This is a genomic window from Massilia sp. CT11-108, assembly GCF_047302915.1.
Classification (GTDB): Bacteria; Pseudomonadota; Gammaproteobacteria; order Burkholderiales; family Burkholderiaceae_D; genus Telluria; species Telluria orientalis.
This window is the reverse complement of sequence record NZ_JBKYMO010000552.1, coordinates 1-3,421: the sequence shown is the minus strand read 5'-3', so window position 1 is coordinate 3,421 and position 3,421 is coordinate 1. Positions and strand designations below refer to the sequence as shown.

Here is a 3,421-nt window from a genome sequence, read left to right as displayed (position 1 = left end):
ACCGTCCCGCTGCCTGCCCGGTCCCCGGCTGGGCCGCGCAGGCGGCCAGCGGCAGGGCGAGGGCGAAGGTGGTCAGCAGGCGTGCCGTCATTTGTTGAGTTTGCGGATGCGCTCCGACGGGGTGATGATGTCGGTGAGGCGGATACCGAACTTGTCGTTCACGACCACCACCTCGCCCTGGGCGATCAGGCAGCCGTTGACGAGCACGTCCATCGGCTCACCCGCCAGGCCATCCAGTTCGACCACGGAACCCTGCGCGAGTTGCAGCAGGTTCTTGATGGCGATCTTGGTGCGGCCCAGTTCCACCGTCAGCTGGACGGGGATGTCGAGGATGAAGTCGATGTCGTTCGGGGTGTCCGGACGGGGGCCCTTGTTCGAGAAATCCTTGAACACGGCGGCCGAGGCCGCCTGCTGCTGGTTCGCAAGTGCGGCGGCTTCCGCAGCTGCCTGCTCGGCGATCGCGGCGCCCCAGTCGTCGTCGAGGCTGTCTTGGTCGTCTTGAGTGTCGGACATGTTTCTCTCCTGTGTTGCTTACTTGTTGAAGGTTTCGCTGTTTGCCAGCAATTTCTCGACCTTCAGCGCATATTGTCCGTTGAACACGCCGTAGCTGCAGTCCATGACGGGCACGCCGTCCACGGTGGCCTGGAGCGTTTCCGGAACGGAGATCGGGATCACGTCGCCGACCTTCATGTTCAGGATTTCGTCGAAATTGGCCTTGCCGTGGCCCAGCACGGCCACCAGTTCCACTTCCGCCACCTGGATCTGCTGCGTCAGCAGGCGGATCCAGCGCTTGTCGACTTCCAGCGCCTCGCCCTGGATGCTCGACGTCAGCGCGTCGCGGATCGGTTCGACCATCGAATAGGGCATGCAGAAGTGGATCTGGCCCGACACCGAGCCGAGCTCGATGGTGAAAGTGCACGATACCACGACTTCGTTCGGGGTGGCGATGTTCGCGAACTGCGTGTTCATCTCCGAGCGGATGTACTCGAATTCGATCGGGTACACCGGTTCCCACGACTTGGCATACGCCTCGAACACGATGTCGAGGATGCGCATGATGATGCGCTGCTCGGTCTGCGTGAAATCGCGGCCTTCCACGCGCGTGTGGAAGCGGCCGTCGCCGCCGAACAGGTTGTCCACGAGCAGGAACACGAGGCCCGGATCGAACACCATCAGCGCCGTGCCGCGCAGCGGCTTCATGTGGACGAGGTTCAGGTTGGTCGGCACGACCAGGTTACGGATGAACTCGCTGTACTTCGACACGCGCACGGACCCCACCGACACTTCGGCGGAGCGGCGCAAGAAGTTGAACAGGCCGACGCGCAGATACCTGGCGAAACGCTCGTTGATGATCTCGAGCGTCGGCATGCGGCCGCGGACGATCCGCTCCTGCGTTGCCAGGTTATACGTGCGGACTCCCGAGGTGTCTTCAGGCGCCGCGACGTCGTCCTGATCGCCGTTGACCCCTTTGAGGAGGGCATCGACTTCTTCCTGTGAGAGAAAATTATCGGCCATGATGCTGCGTTTACCGTAATGACTTCTGCTTTACTGGATGATAAAGGAAGTGAACAGAACGTCGGTCACTTGCTGTTCGTCGCCGTGCGGCATGAAGGGCTCGTTGACCGCCGCGAGGATCTCGCCGGCCAGTTGCTGCTTGCCTTCCACCGTGCTGATCTCGGACGCCTTCTTGCCCGACAACAGCAGCAGCACGCGGCTGCGCACCTTGGCCATGTTGGCCTTGATGAGCTCGACCTGCTCCGGTCCCTCGACCTGCAGGGTGAACGCGACCTGCAGATACTGGTCGCCATGTTCCGGCTGCAGGTTGACCGTGAAGGGTTCGACGGCCACGTATTCGGGCGGCGCCTCGTCGTTCTTCTTGTTCTTGCTGCTCGAGTGTTCCTTCCTGGCCGGCCCGGCCGCCGCTTCCGCGCTGCTGCCGTGCATGAAGTACCAGCCGGCACCTCCGCCCAGGCCGAGCACGACCACGGCCGCGCCGATCATGATGAGCAGCTTGCCTTTACCGCCGCTGGCTGCCGGTGCCGCGTCCGCTTTCGGATCGGCTTTGATTTTTGGATTCGCTTTCAAGAGTCTTCGGTCCCACTGTTGGATCGTCCCGTCATTATGTCATTATCGGGAAAAAGTGAGCAGCGGCAACGGTCGAAAAGAGGGAGGAACCTGGGGTATCTCGTTGTTTCTTGACGGATTTGTTGTCGAGGCTGTATCCAAATGCACCGTGGGGTGACCGATGCGCTCGCACCGCTCACCCCACCGCGTTGTCAATGACGCCAGAACTATTTACGCAAAGGTATCGACCATTCCGCGATCGCCGATCCGTGCCGTGCGCGTGGCGGGCCGGACGGTTGCTTCTCCCGCCGTGCCGTTCTCGCCATTGCCACCGTTGCCGCGGCCATTGTTGCCACGGCCGAAACCGCTCGATGCCATCGCCTGGTCCTGCTGTGCCTGGCCGCCGTTCGACATGCCCGCGTTGACGGTCGCATTGCCCAGCGCAATGCCGCTCTCCTTCATCATTTCCTGCAGGCGGGGCAAGGCGTTTTCCAGCGCCTGGCGGACTTCCAGCTGGTTCGACGAGAACGTCACGTCGGCCTGGCCGTTGGAGACGGACAGCACCACCTGCAGCGGACCCAGGTCCGGCGGGTTCAGGGTCAGCGACGCGGTCTGGTCCTCGGCGCCGACCATGTAGATGACCTTCTGGCCGACCTGGTCGTTCCACGCATCCGTGCCCACGTGGGCCGACAGCTCTTCGCTGGCGGCAGCGGCGGCCTGGGCCGCTTCCAGCATGGCCGGCTGCAGCTGGGCGGCCGCGACGGTCGCCACCGGCACCTGTTCCTTCCGGGCGAGCAGCGCGGCGTCGCGCGCCTGCTGCAGGCTGAATTCGGCGCCGTCCAGCTGCGGCTTGACCTCCGCCTTGACATTGCCCAGCGTGGCGCGCGGGTCGGCCGAGGCCGCTGCCTTGTCCGCGCCGAGGTCGGCACCGGCGGCCGCGAGGGCCGGGTTCTTGATCGACGTGGCCGAGAAGGTCTTCGCGCCGGCCGCATCGACGCCGGCTTCCCTGGCCACGGACTTCATCGCGGCCTGCAGCGCGGCCAGCTGGCCGGCGTCGGTGCGCTTGCCCTTGCCGGACAGCGTGTCGAAGGCCTGGGCCGCGGTCGTCGTCTTGCCCACGTCTGCGCCCGGCTTGTGCAGGCTGGCCATCAGCGCGAGCATGGCGCTGGCCGGGTCGCCCGCCTTGGCCGTGCTGTCGTCATCCGACTTGTCGTCGTCGTCCTTGGCGGCATCATCCTTCGCGTCGGCGGCGTCCGTCTTGCTGTCGGCCGGCTTCGCGGCCTGCTGCGGCGCGGCGTCGTCGTGTTGCGCGGGTTTCTCGGCTTCGGCCGGCTTGGCCTCCTGCTTCGCGGCGGGC

At 64.8% G+C, this 3,421-nt stretch carries 4 protein-coding genes; all 4 read right to left on the bottom strand.

Annotated features, from left to right (window positions below; genetic code table 11):
- Positions 1-87: 87 nt before the first annotated feature.
- On the bottom strand, positions 88-513 hold the full coding sequence (gene fliN, locus ACEN88_RS27215) for a flagellar motor switch protein FliN (protein WP_413344683.1): 426 nt from the start codon (positions 511-513) through the stop codon (positions 88-90).
- 18 nt (positions 514-531) lie between these two features.
- Positions 532-1,515 (bottom strand): flagellar motor switch protein FliM, encoded by a 984-nt coding sequence (gene fliM, locus ACEN88_RS27210; protein ID WP_056136276.1) that lies wholly within the window; start codon positions 1,513-1,515, stop codon positions 532-534.
- A gap of 30 nt (positions 1,516-1,545) precedes the next feature.
- A complete protein-coding gene (gene fliL / locus ACEN88_RS27205) occupies positions 1,546-2,085 on the bottom strand; it encodes a flagellar basal body-associated protein FliL (RefSeq protein WP_413344681.1) in 540 nt (179 codons plus the stop codon).
- A gap of 210 nt (positions 2,086-2,295) precedes the next feature.
- Positions 2,296-3,421: flagellar hook-length control protein FliK (locus ACEN88_RS27200; protein ID WP_413344680.1), on the bottom strand; the 1,126-nt coding region annotated here is incomplete at its 5' end.